We start from the raw sequence: 16317 nt of genomic DNA, 5'->3' as shown, positions 1-16317 counted from the left end.
GTCCGGGGGTCGCCCCCCGGGAGGACACAGCATCGGGGCCAGGGATTTCACTCCCGTCCGGTGAGTCCGACCCCCTGCCGGGGGTCCGGGGGTCGCCCCCCGGGAGGACACAGCATCGGGGCGCGGGACTTCACGCCGGTGAAGTAGGCGCACGCGGTGCCCTGAGCGCACCGCGGCAACACGGCGGTGCCCTGAGCGCACCGTGACACAGACTGCGGGCCGGGCCTCCTCGTGTGGGACAAGGAGGCACCGGCCCGCTGCCGTGTGCTCAGCCGGACAGGGCGTCGAGCAGCCGGTCCACGTCGGCGACCGTGTTGTAGAGGTGGAAGGACGCCCGCAGGTTGCCGGCGCGGTTGGACACCTGGATGCCCGCCTCGGCCAGCCGCGGCTGCAGCCCGCCGAGCCCCGGCACGGACACGATGGGCGAACCGGGCGCGGGCAGCGGCTCACGGCCCAGCGTGGCCAGCCCCGCGCGGAACCTCTCGGCGAGGGCGAGGTCGTGGGCGCGGACGGTGTCCACCCCGATCTCCTCGACGAGTTCGAGGGAGGCCCGCAGTCCCGCGTAGCTGAACAGCGCGGGAGTGGTGTCGAACCGCCGCGCGGAGCGGGCGAGTTCGGCGACCGGGCCGTAGCAGCTGCCCCACGGGTCCTCACCCGCGACCCAGCCGGCCTGCACCGGCACCAGGTCACCGAAGTCCTCGGGGACGACGAGGAACGCCGCGCCGTGCGGGCCCAGCAGCCACTTGAAGGTGATGCTGACGCTGTAGTCGTACGCGTCGGCCCCCAGCGGCAGCCAGCCCGCGGCCTGGGAGAAGTCGACGTAGGTGCGTGCCCCGTGGGACCGGGCCGCCTCGCGCAGCGCGGGCAGGTCCGCGATCCGGCCGTCGGCGGACTGCGCGGCGCTGACCGCGACCAGCGCGGTGCCCGGCCGCACCGCGTCGGCCAGCCGCTCCAGCGGCGCGGCCCGCACCTTGAGGTCGCCGCGGGCGTGGAAGGGGTTCAGCACGGAGGTGAAGTCGTCCTCCGCGGTGAGGACTTCGGCGCCCGGCGGCAGGGACGCGGCGACCAGCGACGAGTACAGGGCGACCGTCGCACCGGCCGCCACCCGCTCCACGGGCACGCCCGCCAGGCGGGCGTACGCGGCGCGGCAGACCTCGACGTCGGCGAACAGCGGGTCGAGCGGTCGCCCCTCCGCCCGCAGCCGCGCGGCCGCCTCCAGCGCGGTCACGGTGCGGGCGGGGAGCAGGCCGCTGCTCGCGGTGTTCAGGTAGGTGTTCTCCGGGGTGAACTCGGCGTGGACGAGGCTCTCGAAGGTCTCCATGGGACCACTGTGCGGTCCCGCCCTCTCCCCGTCCATCGCGATGTTCTGCGCGGTACCCCTAAGGGACGCTTATACGTCCGCGCCGGCCTGCGGGTTCTCCTGCCGGGGCACCTCGCACCCGTCCGGGCCGCAGGCCTCGGCGTCGGTGCCGCCCGTGACGAGGGTCAGTGGCGACCTCTCGCCCCAGGCCTGGGTGAGTGCCTGGGTGAAGACCTCGGCGGGCTGGGCGCCGGACACGCCGTACTTCCGGTCGAGCACGAAGAACGGCACCCCGCGCGCGCCGAGCTGGGCGGCCTCGCTCTCGTCGGCGCGGACCTCGGCGGCGTACGCCTCGGGGTCGGCGAGGACCGTGCGGGCGGCGTCGGTGTCGAGGCCGGCGGCGCCGGCGAGTTCCACGAGCCGTTCGTCGTCGCCGAACACGGACCGCTCCTCGGCGAAGTTCGCCCGGTACAGCAGGTCGAGCAGCTGTTCCTGGCGGCCGTGCTCGCGGGCGAAGTGCAGCAGGCGGTGCATGTCGAAGGTGCCGCCGTGGTCGCGGCCCCGGGCGCGGTAGGGCAGGCCCTCGGCGGCGGCCTGGGCGCCCAGGTTGTCCTCGCCGGCCTCGGCCTGGGCCTCGCTCATGCCGTACTTCCTGGTGAGCATGGTGAGGACCGGCTCGATGTCGTCCTTGGCGCGGTGCGGGTCCAGCTCGAAGGAGCGGTGCACCACCTCGACGCCGTCACGGTGCGGGAAGGAGGCCAGCGCCTTCTCGAAGCGGGCTTTTCCGACATAGCACCAGGGGCAGGCGATGTCGCTCCAGATCTCGACGCGCATGGGCCGGCTCTCTCCAGGGTCGTACGGCTGCGGAGACTCCCCCCGCCAACGGATGAACGTTCAAGCAGTCGAGGACATTCCCCGGCGGCGCGCTCAGCTGCCGTCGCGCAGGTCCGGCGGCCAGTGCAGCCGGTACTCGATGTGGTCGAAGGTCACCACGCAGCCCTCCCCCGTCGGCGACTGGGTGGCGAACCCGACCAGGGCGGCCCCGGTCTCCTTCTCGTCGCCGAGGGTGAACAGACGGACGAAGGTCCACTGCTTGCCGTCGCGCGAGGCGTGGAAGGCGAAGGCGCGTCCGGTGCGGCTGACCCGGAGCCAGAAGGAACTGCCTTCCACGGTGAAGGAGTTGGCGTCGTCGGAGTGACCCCGGGTGACCACCGTGCAGATGGTCGGCACGTTCGGGGAGTACTCCAGGCAGAGCTTGGCCCAGGCCCGCTCTCCGACGTGGACGTAGAGCACACCCGCGTCGAAGGCGGCGCCGAAGCCGACCGTGACCCGGGCGATCAGCTGGAAGTCGCCCTCGGGCGCGCCGAGCAGCCGGGGCGCGTCGGCGGCGGACTCCAGCGACTCGCCGGTGGGCGGCACGAAGCGGTCCTGCCGCGGTCCGGCCCATCCGGTGAGGACGCCGTCCTCGTAGGCCCAGGAACCTTCGGGTCCGTAGGTCCGCAGGCGGAAGGGGAGTTCGGGTATGTCCAGGTCCATGGCGGGATTGTTCCAGGCGGCGTCCGGGCCCGCGCGGGCGGTTCCGGTCAGCGGCCCTGGAAGGTGTCCAGGGCGACCGCCTGGGCGACGGCGAGCCGCAGGTCGAGGTCGGGGACGGTCACCTCGACGAGGTAGCGGTCACGCAGGCCGATCTTCTTGTCGACGGTCATCACGGGCTTGCCGTCGCTCTCGAAGTCGAAGTGGTACGGCCACGCGAACGGCACCAGGTCGAGCGGCAGCCAGCCCCAGGCCCGGCGCAGCACGGCGACGAACCGGTTGCGTTCACGGCCGACGGCGTCGGGCGCGCCGGGCTGCTCCAGCACCCACGTCGAGCGCACCAGGGAGGTGAAGAACCGCTCGTGGAAGGCGCCAAGCGGTTTCCCCTCCGCGTCCAGCACGCCGAAGCCCTCGCCCGGGTCCAGCAGCGTGCGCTCCCTCACGGTGAACAGGACCCGCTGCCGGGAGGCACCGTCGTAGAAGGTCAGCTCCTCCTTGAGCGAGAAGCGCTTCTGCTCGGCGTGGGCGAGGACCCGGCCCTGGGAGCCGTCCGGCAGCGTCTCGGTGACGACGTACCGGTCGGCCTTCAGGGTGGCCCGCTGGGTGATGGTGAAGCGTCGGCTCTGCCACGGTCCCGTTGCGTCCACTGCTGCGCTCCCCGGTGCTCGGTGGTGGGTGACGCCGGCCCGCCACGACCGCGTCCGGCGCCGTCATCGTCGCCGTGCGGGCTGTCCGGTCGCAGTCTCCGTAAGTCGCATCCGGCGGCGACCAAAGTGGACGGGGGTGTCCGGCCTGGGGTGTTCACTTTCGTCGTACGGGGCCGCGACCGAGGGAGGATGCGGGCCCCGGGGGGCGGCCCCCTAAGGTCTGCGCGTGGACATCGCGCAGACATCTCGCACCGCCCGGCCGCTGCTGTCCCGGCTGGCCGCCGCCTCCCCCTGGTCCCGCGGACGGATCGTCGGGGAGAGCGCCCTCGTGCTGGTGCTCGCCGGGACCGCGGGGGCGGCGTACTCCCTGGAGAGCGGGTCCACCGCGCGGTCCTGCGCCCTCGCCGTGGCCGTCGGCGTGCTGACGCTGGTCCGGCGTTCGCTCCCGGCCACCGTGCTCGTCGTCTCGTCCGCCCTGGCCGGGTCGGTGCTCGGCACCGGCCCGCTGCTGATCTACGCGAGCTGGTCGGCGGGCAGCCGGATCAGGCGTCCCTGGCACGCGGTGGGCGCCTACGCCGCCGGACTGGTGCTGTACGCCGCCGGCGCCCTGCTCGGCGACGGGGGCGAGGAGGCGCTGGAGTTCTCGCTGCTGCTGACGGCGGCGCTCGGCGCGGGCCCCTACCTGGTGCTGGCGGTCGTGCCGGGGCTCGCCTCCCGGTACCGCGCCCAGCGCCGGGACCTGCTCGACGCGCTGCGCCGGCACAACGTCCAGCTGGTGCGTGAGCAGGCGATGGTGGCCCGGCAGGCGCGGCTGCTGGAGCGGCAGCGCATCGCCCAGGACATGCATGACAGCCTCGGCCACCAGCTCGCCCTGATCGCCGTGCACGCCGGGGCGCTGGAGGTGGACCCGGAGCTCGGCGACCGCCACCGGGAGGGTGTGGGCATCCTCCGGGAGGCCGCCCGGTCGGCGATGCGGGAACTGCGCGAGGCCGTCGGCATCCTGCGCGACGACACGGACGAGCTGCCCGCGTCCGGGCCGGGCGCCGACGTGGACGCGGCGGGTGCGCCGCCCGCCCGGGGCGCGGCGGGGCTCGATGCGCTGGTCGCGTCCTCGCGGGGGGCGGGTGTCCCGGTGGAGCTGCGCCGCTCGGGGACCGCGCGGCCGCTCGCGCCGGCCGCCGACCACGCGGTGTACCGCATCGTCCAGGAGGGCCTGACCAATGCGCACAAGCACGCGCCGGGCGCCCCGATCACCGTGGAGCTGCGCCAGGAACCGGACAGCCTGGTGGTCGAGGTGGCCAACGGGCCGGTGCCGGCCGGGGTGCCCGCGGCGCCGCCCGCGATCAGTGGCGGCCAGGGCCTGGCGGGACTGCGGGAACGGGCGCGGCTGGTCGGCGGGATGGTGCACAGCGGCCCCGCGCCCGACGGCGGGTTCCGCGTCGCGGGTGTGCTGCCGTACGGCGACGGGCCGGCGCCTGTCGGGCGGAAGGACGCGACGTCCGTCGCACCGGTCGGCGACTTTCGGGGGCGGAGCGGGCGGGATGCCGCGGGCGACGGTGGAGCGGACATCGACCGCTTCGATCCGCAGAAGGAGTACGCCGCCATCATGAGCACCAAGAAGAACGTCGCCCTGGGGTGCGCCCTCGTCGCCGTCGTCCTCGTCGCCGGCACCGCCGCCCTGCTGGTGTGGGGGGTGGGCAAGCTGATCGACGAGGTGGAGAAGGGAGTCATACCGGCGTACGTGTACGAGGACGCGCGCGTCGGCGACGCCGAGGCGGAGCTGCGCGAGGAGTTCCCGGACGGGGACTCCCTGCTGACCGACGGGGTGGAGAAGCAGGGCCCGCCGCTGCCCGAGGACGCGGTCTGCGAGCACTTCGTGGACGACGAGGAGGACATCGTCTACCGGTTCTGCTTCCGCGACGGGAAGCTGGTGGCCAAGGAGTCCTACCCGCACGAGATCTGACGGACGGCCGGCCCGGCGCGGCGGTGGGATCGGGCATGATGGCAGGGCTTCGCCCTCAGCCGTCCCACCGACACCGCGCAGGAGGCCGCGTGATCCGGGTCCTCGTCGCCGACGACGAGCCGCTCATCAGGGCCGGCATACGGATGATCCTCACCTCGGCCGACGACATCGACGTCGTGGCGGAGGCGCGCGACGGCCGGGAGGCCGTGGAGACCGCGCGCACCACCGCGGTCGACGTGGCGCTGCTGGACATCCAGATGCCGGTGATGGACGGACTGACCGCGCTGGCCGAGATGGGCCGGGCCGCGCCGGGGGTGCGGGTGCTGATCCTGACCACGTTCGGTGAGCGGGAGAACGTGCTGCGGGCGCTCGGGCACGGCGGTGCGGGCTTCCTGCTGAAGGACTCCGCGCCGCAGGAGCTGATCCACGCGGTCCGCGCGGCGGCGGCCGGTGACGCCTACCTCTCCCCCGCCGCCACCCGGCACGTGGTGGACAGCCTCGCCTCCCCCGCCGCGACCGCGCGCGCCGAGGAGGCACGCCGCCGGCTGGCCGGCCTCACCGGGCGGGAGCGCCAGGTGCTGGCCCTGCTCGGGGAGGGCCTGTCCAACGCGGACGCGGGGGCGCGGCTGCACATGAGCGAGGCCACGGTCAAGACGTACGTCAGCCGCATCCTGACCAAGCTGGACTGCGACAACCGGGTGCAGGCCGCGCTCCTGGCCCGGGACGCGGGCCTGGAGCCGGCCGGCGGGTGAACATGGCCTGCTGAACGGGGTCAGCGCTCCAGGCGACCGTTGAACCGGCGGGGCAGCCCGAGCGGGTTGTCGTCCCTGAGCTCCGGGGGCAGCAGCGCCTCGGGGGTGCCCTGGTAGACGACGGGCCGCAGCCAGCGCTCGATGGCGGTGCCGCCCACCGAGGTGGACGTGGAGGTCGTCGCCGGGTACGGGCCGCCGTGGTGCTGGGCCGGGGCGACGGCGACACCCGTCGGCCAGCCGTTCACCAGCACGCGTCCCGCGAGGGGCGTCAGCTCCCGCACCAGTTCCGCCCCGCGGCCCGCTCCCGCCGCCTCCTCGGAGGACAGCTGCACGGTGGCGGTGAGGTTGCCGGGGAGCCGGGACAGCACCGCGCGCACCTCGGCCTCGTCCGTGTAGCGGGCGACGACGGTGACCGGCCCGAAGCACTCCTCGATCAGCAGGTCGTGGTCGCCCTCGCGGGTCAGCCGCTCGGCCGGGACGGTGAGGAAACCGGCGCTGACGGTGTGGTCGCCGCCCGCGCCGGCCGTCACCGGGGACTCCACGTCCGGCAGTTGGGCGCGCTCGGTGACCCCGGCGAGGAAGTTGTCGCGCATGCGGTGGTCGAGCAGCACGCCCGGGTCGGTGTCGCTGACGGCGTCCGTGAGGGACTTCAGCAGCGCGTCGCCGGCCGCGGAGGCCGGTGCGAGGACCAGGCCGGGCTTCACGCAGAACTGGCCGACGCCCAGCGTCATCGAGCCGGCCAGCCCGGCGCCGATGGCCTCGCCGCGCTCGGCGGCGGCGGCCTCGGTGACGACGACCGGGTTCAGCGATCCCAGTTCGCCGTGGAAGGGGATGGGGACGGGCCGGGCGGCGGCCGCGTCGAAGAGGGCCCGGCCGCCGCGGACGGAGCCGGTGAAGCCGGCCGCCGCGACCAGCGGGTGCCGGATCAGCTCCAGGCCGGCCTCGAAGCCGTGCACCAGGCCGAGCACGCCGTCGGGGACCGCGTGCCGGGCGGCGGCCCGCCGGATCACCCGGGCGACCAGTTCCGACAGGGCGGGGTGGTCGGGGTGGGCCTTGACGACGACGGGGCAGCCGGCCGCGAGCGCGCTCGCGGTGTCGCCGCCGGCCACGGAGAAGGCGAAGGGGAAGTTGGACGCCGAGTAGACGGCGACCACGCCCAGCGGGATCTTGTAGCGGCGCAGGTCAGGGATCGGCGGGGTGGCGGTGTCGTCGGGGTGGTCGACGACGACGTCGAGGAAGGCACCCTCCTCGACGATGCCTGCGAAGGCGCGCAGCTGGAAGCAGGTGCGGGCGAGTTCGCCGGTGAGCCGGACCGGGCCGAGCGCCGTCTCGGCGTCGGCGGCCTCGACGAGCCGGTCGCGGGCGGCCTCCAGTTCGTCGGCGGCGGAGCGCAGGAAGGCGGCACGGACGGTGCGGTCGGTCAGCGCCTCGCGCGCCTCCTCGGCGGCCCGGACGGCGGCGTCCACCTCCTGGGCTGTGGCCTCCACCGCAACCTGCTCACGCTGCTTCCCGGTTCGGGGGTCGACACTCCAGACTGGTGCTGCTGCCACCGCGGGTCCCTCCACTTGAATGCCGCATGCAATGCCGCAGTATGTACGTCGTCCACGGGAGTGTTCGATATACTGAACACTGTCTCTGTGGGTGAATGCGCTTCGGAGACTATTTCCCGGCGAACGAAGGGGTCAAGGGCGATGTCGGCTGGCGAGACAGGCGGCGGGGCGCAGGTCAAGTCCGCGGTGCGGACCGTTGAACTGCTCGAATACTTCGCCGGGCGCCCCGGGATGCACTCCCTGGCGGCGGTCCAGGAGGCCGTCGGCTACCCCAAGTCCAGCCTGTACATGCTGCTGCGCACGCTGGTGGACCTCGGCTGGGTCGAGACGGACGCGACGGGCACCCGCTACGGCATCGGCGTCCGGGCGCTGCTGGTCGGCACGTCGTACATCGACGGCGACGAGGTCGTCGCGGCGGCCCGGCCCACGCTGGACCGGCTCTCCGACGACACCACCGAGACCATCCACCTGGCCCGCCTCGACGGCACCAACGTCGTCTACCTCGCCACCCGCCAGTCCCAGCACTACCTGCGCCCCTTCACCCGGGTCGGCCGCCGGCTGCCCGCCCACTCGACGTCGCTGGGCAAGGCGCTGCTGAGCACGTACACGGACGAGCAGGTACGCAAGATGCTCCCCGAGACGCTGCCGGCGCTCACCGAGAACACCCTCACCGACCGGGAGAAGCTCATCGAGGAGCTGCACCAGGTGCGGGAGCAGGGCTTCGCCGTGGACCGCGAGGAGAACACCCTGGGGCTGCGCTGCTTCGGTGTGGCGATCCCCTACCGCACGCCCGCGCGGGACGCCATCAGCTGCTCGGTGCCCGTCGCCCGGCTCACCCCGGCGCACGAACAGATGGTGAAGGACGCCCTGTTCGACGCCCGCGACCGGCTGACCCTGGCCACCCGGAGGCTCTGACCCGTGGACGTCGACCTGCGCCCGGTGCACGACAGCGACCTGCCCGTCTTCTACCGGCAGATGAACGACCCGGAGGCGTTGCGCATGGCCGCCTTCACCCCGGAGGACCCCGCCGACCGGGACCGCTTCGACGCCCACTGGGCGCACATCCGCAGCTCCCCGAGATCGTGGCGCGCACCGTCCTCGCGGACGGCGACGTGGTGGGGACGGCGTCCGTCTACGGCGAGGCGGGCGAGCGCGAGGTGACGTACTGGATCGACCGCGCCTACTGGGGCAAGGGCATCGCCACGGCCGCGCTGCGCGCCCTGCTGGCGGAGGTCACCGACCGTCCGCTGTACGCGCGCGTGGCCGAGGACAACGCGGGCTCGCTGCGGGTGCTGCGCAAGTGCGGCTTCGAGGTCACCGGGAAGGCCAGGGCGTACGCGCCGGGGCGGGGCACGGAGACCGACGAACTCGTGCTCGGACTGGAGGGCTGAGCCGCCCCAGGGGGGTGCTCGCGGCACCGGTGATCCCAGGACGCCGGGCCGGACAGCTCACCCAGGGGCGCGGGGAACCACGCGTCAAGCCCTCCACCGACCCGCACCCGCGGCGGCCCGACCGCGACGGGTGCGCCCGGTCCCGTGCGGCGGGGTGAGCGGGCTCACGCCCGGCGGGCCGCCGTATGAACGGCCGATGAGAATCCCCGCGGACGGGAACGCTCCGCCCCCTCCCGCTCGTCTGTCCGGACGCGATGAACAGGACCATCAGGCGTGCCTCCGTCTTCACGCTGCTCCTGGTGCTCGCCCTGCTGGTGCGGGCGACCTGGGTGCAGTTCTACGAGGGCCGGGCACTGGCGGACGACAAGGACAACCGGCGCAACGCGATCGAGACGTACGCGGAGCCGCTCGGGAACATCGTCGTGGGCGGTGAGGCGATCACCGGCTCGGCGCGGACGAAGGGCGGCGACCTCGCGTACAAGCGCACCTACACGGACGGACCGCTGTACGCGGCGGTGACGGGCTACGCCTCGCAGGCCTACGCCCCGACCCAGCTGGAGGGCATCTACGCGGACCTGCTCAACGGCACCGACCCCCGGCTGAAGACGGTGATGGACACCGTCACCGACCGGCGGGCCGGCCCGGGGAACGTGGTGACGACGATCGACCCGGCGGTGCAGAAGGCGGCGTACGAGGCGCTCGGCGACAAGAAGGGCGCCGCGGTGGCCATCGACCCGGAGACCGGCCGGATCCTCGCCGCGGTCTCCACCCCGTCGTACGACCCGACGGCGCTGACCGACGCGAACACCGCGGGCGACGCCTGGACGCGGCTCAACGCGGACAAGGACAAGCCGCTGACCAACCGCGCGCTGCGCCAGCCCCTGCCGCCCGGCTCGACGTTCAAGCTGGTCGTGGCGGCGGCCGCGCTGGAGGACGGCCTGTACGCGTCGGTGGACGACCCGACCGACAGCCCCGATCCCTACCCGCTGCCGGGCACGAGCAGGGACCTCGGCAACGAGAACCCGAACGCGCCCTGCGAGAACGCCTCGATCCGGGTCGGGCTGCAGTACTCCTGCAACAACGTCTTCGGGCAGATGGCCGTCGACCTGGGGCAGGACAAGGTGCGGGCGATGGCGGAGAAGTTCGGCTTCAACGACGAGAAGCAGGACGTGCCGGTGCGCGCCTACCCCAGCGTCTACCCCTCGGACATGGACGAGGCGCAGACCGCCCTCAGCGGCATCGGCCAGTTCGACGTGACGGCGACGCCGCTGCAGATCGCGATGGTCTCGGCGGCCCTCGCCAACGGCGGTGAGCTGATGTCGCCGCACATGGTGTCCCGGGTGACCGACAGCGGCGGCGACGTGCTGGAGGACCACGACGAGGACGCGTCGGCCCGGCGGATCGTCAGCGCGTCGACCGCCGGGCAGCTGCGGTCGGCGATGGAGACGGTGGTCTCGGAGGGCACGGGCACCAACGCGCGGATCTCCGGCGCCACGGTGGGCGGCAAGACCGGCACGGCGCAGCACGGCGAGAACAACAGCAAGACGCCGTACGCCTGGTTCACCTCGTACGGCGAGTCGGACGCGAACGGCAAGAAGGTCGCCGTGGCGGTCCTGGTCGAGCAGTCCGACGCGGCCCGCTCGGAGGTCAGCGGCAACGGCCTGGCGGCCCCGATCGCCAGGGCGACGATGAAGGCAGCCCTGAAGAACTGACCCCCGCACAGCACGGGCCGCTCTCCCGTTTTCGGGGGCGGCCCGTCCGTGTCAGCGGAGCCGGCCGAACGCGAGGTCGGCGTCGGCCACCGCCTCGGGGTGGACGTCCCCGGCGGTCCGGCCGTCGGCGATCCGCTGCCAGTTGGCGCGGGCGAGCACCTGGAGGACCGCGAGTGCCTGGGCGGCCCGCAGCCGCGCCTCGATCCCCTCGCCGAGGGCGTCCGCCAGTGCCTCCTCGTCCTCCAGCCGGTACCGCGCGAGACGCCCGGCGAGGCTCGGGGTACCGAACACCAGCCGGTGGAAGGCGACCACCTCGGGGTGGTCGTTGAGGCCGGTGACGGGGTCGCGCCGGTCGAGTCCGGCCCGGAAGTGGCGGTGCAGTGCCGTCATCGGCTCCACGCCGGAAGCGCGGTCGCGGACGACCCGTGCGGCCTCGCCGTGGTGGTCCTTGAACCGGTGCAGCACCAGGTCTTCCTTGGTGGGGAAGTACCGGAAGAGGGTCGGCTTGGAGATCTCGGCCGCCGCGGCGATGTCGTTCACCGAGACGCGGTCGAAGCCGTGTGCCAGGAACAGCGAGACGGCCGCGTCGGCGATCGCGTCGTGCGTCCGCTGCTTCTTGCGGGCGCGCAGTCCCGTCGGCTCGTACATGCACCCACCGTAACATTTTTTACCTAGTTGCTTTTTTAACCCAGTAACGTTTTCATGGCGGCATGCATCCCACGATCACTCCTCCCGTGCTGGTGACCGGGGCGACGGGCCGGATCGGCCGCCTGGTCGTCGGCCGGCTGCTCGACGCGGGCGTGCCGGTCCGCGCCCTCGTCCGCCGTCCGGACGCGGCGGCGGCACTCCCCCCGCAGGCCGAGGTCTTCACCGGCGACCTCACCGAACCCGAGTCCCTCGATGCGGCGCTGACGGGCGCGGCTGCCGTCTTCCTTGTCTGGACGGCCCCGCCCGACACGGCGGCGGCGGTCGTCGAACGCCTGGCGCCCCAGGTACAGCGCGTCGTCTTCCTCTCCTCCCCGCACCGGACGCCGCACCCCTTCTTCCAGCAGCCCAACCCCATGGCGGATCTGCACGCGCACGTCGAACGGCTGATCACGACGGCCGGGCCGGAGGCGACGATCCTCCGGCCCGGCATGCTCGCGTCGAACGCGCTGGCCTGGTGGGCGCCCGCGATCCGCGCCGGCCAGGCCGTCCGGTGGCCCTACGGGGCCGCCGAGACGGCGCCGGTCGACGACCGGGACGTCGCGGCCGTCGCGGCGCGCACGCTGTACGACCCCGATCTCGCCGGAGGCGACCATGTGCTCACCGGCCCCGAGTCGATGACCCAGGCGGCGCAGGTGCGGGCCCTCGGGGAGGCCATGGGACTCCCGGTCACCTTCGAGGAGATGACACCGGAGGAGTTCCGCCGCCTGTCGGAGGGCACCGCGCCCGGCGCGGTGGTGGACATGCTGCTCGGCGCGTGGAAGGCGGCGGTCGGACGGCCCGCCCACGTGACCACCGCGGTGGCCGACCTCCTGGGTGAGGCGCGGACGTTCCGCCGCTGGGCCGCCGACCACGCCGCCGCGTTCCGGCCGCCGGCCTAGCCTCTAGCCGACGCCGAGGAGTTGTTCGAGCGGGTCGATGGCGAAGTAGACCAGGAACAGTGCCGTGGTGCCCCAGAGCAGCCAGTGGACCTCCTTGGCGCGGCCCAGCACCGTCTTGATGAGGACGTAGGCGAGGAAGCCGGCGCCGATGCCGTTGGTGATGGAGTAGGTGAACGGCATCACGGCGATGGTGAGGAACGCCGGGATGGCGATCTCGTAGCGGTCCCAGTCGATGTGCTTGACCTGGGTCATCATCAGGAAGCCGACCGCGACCAGCGCGGGAGCCGCCGCCTGCAGGGGGACGATGGTGAGCAGCGGGGTCAGGAACAGGGCGAGGCCGAACAGGGAGCCGGTGACCAGGTTGGCGAAGCCGGTGCGGGCGCCCTCGCCGACGCCGGCCGCCGACTCGATGTAGGAGGTCGCCGACGAGGCGGAGGCGGCGCCGCCCGCGACGGCCGCTGCGCCGTCGATGAGCAGCACCTTGCCGAGGCCGGGCACCTTGCCGTCCTCGTCCAGCAGGCCGGCCTCGGCGCTCACGCCGACGACGGTGCCCATGGTGTCGAAGAAGTCCGACAGGATCAGGGTGAACACCAGCAGCACGACGGTGACCACGCCGATCTGGCCGAACGCGCCGAACAGGCTGAACTGGCCGAGGAGACCGAAGTCCGGGGCGTCGACGACCTGGTCGGGCCGCTCGGGGGTGGTCAGACCCCAGGTGTCCACGTCGGCGAGCGCGTTGACGACGAGCGCCACCACGGTCATGGTGACGATGCTGATGAGGATGGCGCCGCGCACCTTGCGGGCGAGCAGTCCGACGGTGAGCAGCACACCCACGCAGAACACCAGCATCGGCCAGCCGGTGAGGGTGCCGGTGCCGCCCAGCTGGACCGGCACGGTGGTGTTCGCGGCGTCGGGGATGCGGGTGACGAACCCGGCGTCGACGAAGCCGATCAGCGCGATGAACAGTCCGATGCCGACACTGATCGCCTGCTTCAGCGGCTGCGGAATGGCGTGCATGACGGCCTCGCGCAGTCCGGTCACCACGAGGACGCAGATGAGCAGGCCCTCCAGCACGATCAGGCCCATCGCATCGTCCCAGCTCATCAGCGGGGCGATCTGGTAGGCGACGACCGCATTGAGTCCCAGCCCGGCGGCCAGGGCAAGGGGGAGGTTGCCGCCGACGCCCATGATGATCGTCATCACGGCGGCCACCAGGGCGGTGGCGGTGGTGAGCTGCACCGGGTCGAGCTGCTCACCGAACTTGTCCTTCGCACCGCCCAGGATCAGCGGGTTGAGCACGAGGATGTACGCCATCGTGAAGAAGGTGGCGAAGCCGCCGCGTATCTCCCGGCCGAACGTCGAGCCCCGTTCGGTGATCCGGAAGAACCGGTCGACACCCGTCACCGTGGACGGCCCGGCGTCCTGCCGTTCGGCCGTCTTCTGTGCCTCGGACATGCAACTGCTCCTCGATGAGCGGGAGGTGATGATCTGCTGAACGCTGGCTGGATTGTGCCCGTGCCGTACGTCGTTCCGGTGTGCTTCGTGTGACGGATCGGCATACCGGCGGGCCGGACACCGTCCGGCCCGCCGCACATGACGTCACGCGCGCGGCACGGAGTCCAGCCAGGCGTACACCTCGTCCTGCATCGGGGAGTCGAAGGTGTGGCCGTGCTCGGGCCGGACCCGCAGCCGCAGCCGCTCCTCGGCGCCCCAGGCCCGCCAGACCGTGCGTAGCCTGGCGTACGCGTGCCGCACCCCGTCGGCGGGGAAGTGGGGGTCGCGGGCGCCGTGGAGGAACAGCGTCGGCTTGGGCGCGGCGAGGCTCGCCACGTCGGGAATGTCCAGGTGGCGGGCGAGTCCTGGGTGCAGCATGTGGAAGGCCGACTGGCCGCGCAGGGTGTTGTTCCCGGGCACCGTCATCTGCTTCAGCCCGGTCATCCAGCACACGCTCGCCGCGGCCGTCACATGGTCGCTCAGCGCGGCGGCCTGCCAGGCGCGGTAGCCGCCCATGGACCAGCCGGCGGCGGCGACCCGGCGGGCGTCCACCCGGTCGAGCCCCGCGAGGAAGGCGGCGGCGCGCTGGTCCTCACGGGCGTGCAGTCCGGCAAGGGAGGAACCCAGGTGGTAGAGGGTGCTCGCGAGCGCCTGCTGCTCTTCGTATACGAGCGGACCGCGTTCGCCCCAGCCGAGCGCGTCGAGGCAGAGCACGACGTGGCCGCGGCGAGCGAGTTCGTCGCCGGGGAAGCGCCCGCCGAAGTGGCGCCCGGCCCACTCCTCGGCGGAGGCGAGCCGGGTGTCGTCGTACCAGGGCCGTACGCATTTCTCCTTGCCGATGTCGAACCGGGAGCCGTGGTCGTGCAGGAGCAGGACCGCCGGGAAGGGGCCAGGGCCGTGCGGGGTGAGCAGGGCGCCGCGGGCCCGGGTGCGGCGGGTGAGGGTGACCTCCACCAACTCCCGCGTGTAACCGTCGCCTTCGGGGCCCGGGACGTGTACGGGGTCGTAGGGCAGGGCGGGTTCGGCGGGGACGAGGAGCGCGTCCTCCACCGCGGCCCGGGCCGTCCGGCGCCAGCGCGCGGGGTCGCGGACGGGTGAGGTCCCCCAGGCGAGCGGGAACGTCAGGTCCTCCTTGAGCGCGTCGAGCAGTCCGGGCGGTCCTGGCAGTCCGGGCGGTCCTGGCAGTCCTGGCAGTCCGGGCGGTCCGGGCAGTCCGGGCAGTCCGGGCGGTCCGGGCACGGAGGTCATGCCCGGGGCCGCCAGTCGCCGAGCCAGGTCTGGCGCGTGTGCGTGGCGGCCTGGGCGGGCGTGAGCCGGGGCCGGTTCGCGGGGACGGTGACCACCGCGCCGGGACCGGTGTTGCGGAACTCGGCGAACCGCTGGTGCTGCCAGGGGTACCCGCTCGCCATGTTCGTGTAGGGCGCCACTGCGTCGATGCCCGCGCCGAGGTGCGTCTCGCGCACGGTGAGCATGGGCCGGGCGGTCGGATCGGAGCTGGGCACCCAGGGGCGGGCCAGCTTGTAGTAGCCGTCCGGCGCCTCACCGCTGACGCGGCTGCCGGTCACCAGGAAGCCGTGCCGGTTGGTGACGGCGGTGGAGGGCGCGAAGACGAAGCCGAACGGGGCGGACGTCAGGTCGGGGCGGACCAGGGTGCGGAAGGAGCAGTCCTCGAACACCGCCGTGGCCCGGCCGAAGACGAAGTCGACGTCCCCTTCGGCGTAGCAGCGCGCGAAGAACTGCCGGGCCACGGTGTCCAGGGAGGCCGAGTCGGCGTAGAGGGTGTCCTGGTGGCCGAGGAACCGGCAGTCGAAGAAGGCGCTGCGGTCGCCCATGACCTTGACGGCGACGGCCTGGGTGCCGCTGACGCCGGGGTGGTCGGCGCGCAGCCAGTCGTTGGCGAAGGTGATGTGGCGGGCGGTGAAGCCGTCGGGGCGCAGGGTGGTGGTGGCGGAGCCCGAGGTGCCGTAGGTGCCCGAGCCGTCGGGCTTCGGGGTGCCGGCCGCGTTGCCGTACACGACGACCACGTCACGGGGGTCTCCGGAGGCGCCGATCCAGGTCATGCCCGTGCGGTCGGCCGGGACGGAGACCGTCTCGCGGTAGACGCCGGGGGCGAGGACGAGGGTGCGTCCGGGGCCGGTGGCGGCGTCGACGGCCGCCTGGACGCCGGTGAAGTCACCAGCGCCCGCCGGGTGGACGTACAGGGTGGAGCGGGTGAGCCGGGCGCGGGGCGAGCCGTAGCGGCCGAACGGGGCACGGGGGCGGCGGACCGCCTGTGCGGGGGCTGCGGCCAGGGCGAGTGCGGAGCCGGCCGCGGCGCCGGCCAGCAGGACGTTCCTCCGGGACAGGTACGCAGGCATGCGGGTGCTCCTTCGGGGGACTTGAGGTGGGG

The 16317-nt window shown here is 73.3% G+C and carries 14 protein-coding genes and 1 pseudogene; 6 read left to right on the top strand and 9 right to left on the bottom strand.

Annotated features, from left to right (window positions below; translation table 11 throughout):
- Nucleotides 1–268: 268 nt before the first annotated feature.
- The 4 genes from ACIF8S_RS26330 to ACIF8S_RS26315 form a co-directional block, all read right to left on the bottom strand.
- A complete protein-coding gene (locus ACIF8S_RS26330) occupies nt 269–1321 on the bottom strand; it encodes an aminotransferase class V-fold PLP-dependent enzyme (RefSeq protein ID WP_400002233.1) in 1053 nt (350 codons plus the stop codon).
- 69 nt (nt 1322–1390) lie between these two features.
- A complete protein-coding gene (locus tag ACIF8S_RS26325; RefSeq protein WP_400002231.1) occupies nt 1391–2134 on the bottom strand; it encodes a DsbA family oxidoreductase in 744 nt (247 codons plus the stop codon).
- Between the two features lie 93 nt (nt 2135–2227).
- Complete coding sequence (locus ACIF8S_RS26320) at nt 2228–2836, bottom strand: DUF1349 domain-containing protein (RefSeq protein ID WP_349791477.1); 609 nt, start codon at nt 2834–2836, stop codon at nt 2228–2230.
- A 47-nt stretch (nt 2837–2883) separates the two neighbouring features.
- A complete protein-coding gene (locus ACIF8S_RS26315) occupies nt 2884–3480 on the bottom strand; it encodes a hypothetical protein (protein ID WP_400002229.1) in 597 nt (198 codons plus the stop codon).
- A 226-nt stretch (nt 3481–3706) separates the two neighbouring features.
- Between ACIF8S_RS26315 and ACIF8S_RS26310 the strand changes: the two genes are divergently transcribed.
- The gene (locus tag ACIF8S_RS26310) at nt 3707–5443 is read left to right on the top strand and encodes a sensor histidine kinase (protein WP_400002227.1); all 1737 of its coding nucleotides are present in this window, start codon (nt 3707–3709) and stop codon (nt 5441–5443) included.
- An 89-nt stretch (nt 5444–5532) separates the two neighbouring features.
- On the top strand, nt 5533–6195 hold the full coding sequence (locus ACIF8S_RS26305; protein ID WP_400002225.1) for a response regulator: 663 nt from the start codon (nt 5533–5535) through the stop codon (nt 6193–6195).
- A gap of 20 nt (nt 6196–6215) precedes the next feature.
- Here ACIF8S_RS26305 and ACIF8S_RS26300 read toward each other — a convergent pair whose 3' ends face one another.
- The gene (locus tag ACIF8S_RS26300; protein ID WP_349791472.1) at nt 6216–7745 is read right to left on the bottom strand and encodes an aldehyde dehydrogenase (NADP(+)); all 1530 of its coding nucleotides are present in this window, start codon (nt 7743–7745) and stop codon (nt 6216–6218) included.
- 141 nt (nt 7746–7886) lie between these two features.
- Between ACIF8S_RS26300 and ACIF8S_RS26295 the strand changes: the two genes are divergently transcribed.
- The 3 genes and pseudogenes from ACIF8S_RS26295 to ACIF8S_RS26285 all read left to right on the top strand — a co-directional run bounded on the left by ACIF8S_RS26295 (nt 7887) and on the right by ACIF8S_RS26285 (nt 10848).
- Nucleotides 7887–8660, top strand: coding sequence for an IclR family transcriptional regulator (locus tag ACIF8S_RS26295; RefSeq protein WP_024887214.1), 774 nt, complete (start codon nt 7887–7889; stop codon nt 8658–8660).
- Nucleotides 8661–8663: 3 nt separating this feature from the next.
- Nucleotides 8664–9136 (top strand): annotated as a pseudogene (locus ACIF8S_RS26290) (GNAT family N-acetyltransferase).
- A gap of 254 nt (nt 9137–9390) precedes the next feature.
- Nucleotides 9391–10848 (top strand): peptidoglycan D,D-transpeptidase FtsI family protein, encoded by a 1458-nt coding sequence (locus ACIF8S_RS26285; RefSeq protein WP_400002222.1) that lies wholly within the window; start codon nt 9391–9393, stop codon nt 10846–10848.
- Between the two features lie 51 nt (nt 10849–10899).
- On the opposite strand, the gene ACIF8S_RS26280 is transcribed toward ACIF8S_RS26285, so the two are convergent.
- The gene (locus ACIF8S_RS26280; protein WP_400002220.1) at nt 10900–11496 is read right to left on the bottom strand and encodes a TetR/AcrR family transcriptional regulator; all 597 of its coding nucleotides are present in this window, start codon (nt 11494–11496) and stop codon (nt 10900–10902) included.
- A gap of 62 nt (nt 11497–11558) precedes the next feature.
- Here ACIF8S_RS26280 and ACIF8S_RS26275 point away from each other — a divergent pair, with 62 nt between their 5' ends.
- Nucleotides 11559–12434 carry an SDR family oxidoreductase gene (locus tag ACIF8S_RS26275; RefSeq protein WP_400002219.1) on the top strand — a complete coding sequence of 292 codons (876 nt, stop codon included), beginning with the start codon at nt 11559–11561 and terminating at the stop codon, nt 12432–12434.
- A gap of 3 nt (nt 12435–12437) precedes the next feature.
- On the opposite strand, the gene ACIF8S_RS26270 is transcribed toward ACIF8S_RS26275, so the two are convergent.
- From ACIF8S_RS26270 to ACIF8S_RS26260, 3 genes are all read right to left on the bottom strand, one after another.
- Nucleotides 12438–13889 carry an NCS2 family permease gene (locus tag ACIF8S_RS26270; RefSeq protein WP_400002217.1) on the bottom strand — a complete coding sequence of 484 codons (1452 nt, stop codon included), beginning with the start codon at nt 13887–13889 and terminating at the stop codon, nt 12438–12440.
- Between the two features lie 144 nt (nt 13890–14033).
- Nucleotides 14034–15176 (bottom strand): dienelactone hydrolase family protein, encoded by a 1143-nt coding sequence (locus tag ACIF8S_RS26265; RefSeq protein WP_400002216.1) that lies wholly within the window; start codon nt 15174–15176, stop codon nt 14034–14036.
- Entirely contained in the window at nt 15173–16285 is a 1113-nt protein-coding gene (locus ACIF8S_RS26260; protein WP_400002214.1) for a pectinesterase family protein, read from the bottom strand. Before ACIF8S_RS26260 ends, ACIF8S_RS26265 begins: the two co-directional genes overlap by 4 nt.
- Between the last annotated feature and the right edge of the window lie 32 nt (nt 16286–16317).

This window comes from Streptomyces sp. NPDC085937 (assembly GCF_044540535.1).
GTDB lineage: Bacteria > Actinomycetota > Actinomycetes > Streptomycetales > Streptomycetaceae > Streptomyces.
This window is presented reverse-complemented; position numbering and strand designations above follow the sequence as displayed.